Annotated in this window: 2 tRNA genes and 3 rRNA genes; all 5 read right to left on the bottom strand. The window is 52.9% G+C overall.

The annotated features are described in order from the left end of the window. Positions 1–111 (bottom strand): 23S ribosomal RNA (locus tag AC0YNZ_RS31415); the annotation flags it as partial. Positions 112–255: 144 nt separating this feature from the next. After that, positions 256–331 (bottom strand) — tRNA-Ala (locus tag AC0YNZ_RS31410). A gap of 31 nt (positions 332–362) precedes the next feature. After that, positions 363–439, bottom strand: a tRNA-Ile gene (locus tag AC0YNZ_RS31405). A 41-nt stretch (positions 440–480) separates the two neighbouring features. Then, a 5S ribosomal RNA gene (rrf, locus tag AC0YNZ_RS31400) occupies positions 481–597 on the bottom strand. Between the two features lie 106 nt (positions 598–703). Further along, positions 704–1,110 (bottom strand): 16S ribosomal RNA (locus AC0YNZ_RS31395); the annotation flags it as partial.

Raw genomic sequence — 1,110 nt, 5'->3', positions numbered from 1 at the left:
TCCCCGGATCAAAGCCTGCTTACGGCTCCCCGAGGCGGTATCGTTGTTCGCCACGTCCTTCTTCGGCTCCTGGTGCCTAGGCATCCTCCGTGCGCTCTTACTAGCTTAACCATATGCTCAGGTGATTCGGCTTGCGCAACCAAAGTCGCAGCAATCTCGAACACCTTTCGCTAACAATAAAAACAGCTTAAAGGATGTTTCAGCAATTCTTTTCTTTCGTTATCCAGTTTTCAAGGTGCAATTGATAAAAATTGTTGGTGGAGCCAAGCGGGATCGAACCGCTGACCTCCTGCTTGCAAGGCAGGCGCTCTCCCAGCTGAGCTATGGCCCCATATTAGAATTTGAATTCCGAGAATTTATAGTGGTGGGCCTTAGTGGACTCGAACCACCGACCTCACCCTTATCAGGGGTGCGCTCTAACCAGCTGAGCTAAAGGCCCTTAATTCTCTTCGTTCGTGTATTAAGGTGTATTAAACACCTGCTTGGCGACGTCCTACTCTCCCAAGACCCTGCGGTCTAAGTACCATTGGCGCTGGAGGGCTTAACGGTCGTGTTCGGTATGGGAACGCGTGGTTCCCCTCCGCCATCGCCACCAAACGGATGACTTCACTTTGAAAGACGGTTGATCTTTCAAAACTGACAACGAGTAAGCGATAAACTGCCACGTTTATCCGAACCTCATCGGGTCCGGGTATTTCCTTAGAAAGGAGGTGATCCAGCCGCACCTTCCGATACGGCTACCTTGTTACGACTTCACCCCAATCATCTACCCCACCTTCGACGGCTAGCCCCCTTGCGGGTTACCCCACCGGCTTCGGGTGTTGTAAACTCTCGTGGTGTGACGGGCGGTGTGTACAAGACCCGGGAACGTATTCACCGCGGCATGCTGATCCGCGATTACTAGCAATTCCGACTTCATGCAGGCGAGTTGCAGCCTGCAATCCGAACTGAGACCGACTTTGATAGGATTGGCTCCACCTCGCGGTTTCGCTTCCCGTTGTATCGGCCATTGTAGTACGTGTGTAGCCCAGGTCATAAGGGGCATGATGATTTGACGTCATCCCCACCTTCCTCCGGTTTGTCACCGGCAGTCATCCTAGAGTGCCCACC

Source organism: Paenibacillus sp. J2L1-98 (assembly GCF_056269405.1).
This window is presented reverse-complemented; position numbering and strand designations above follow the sequence as displayed.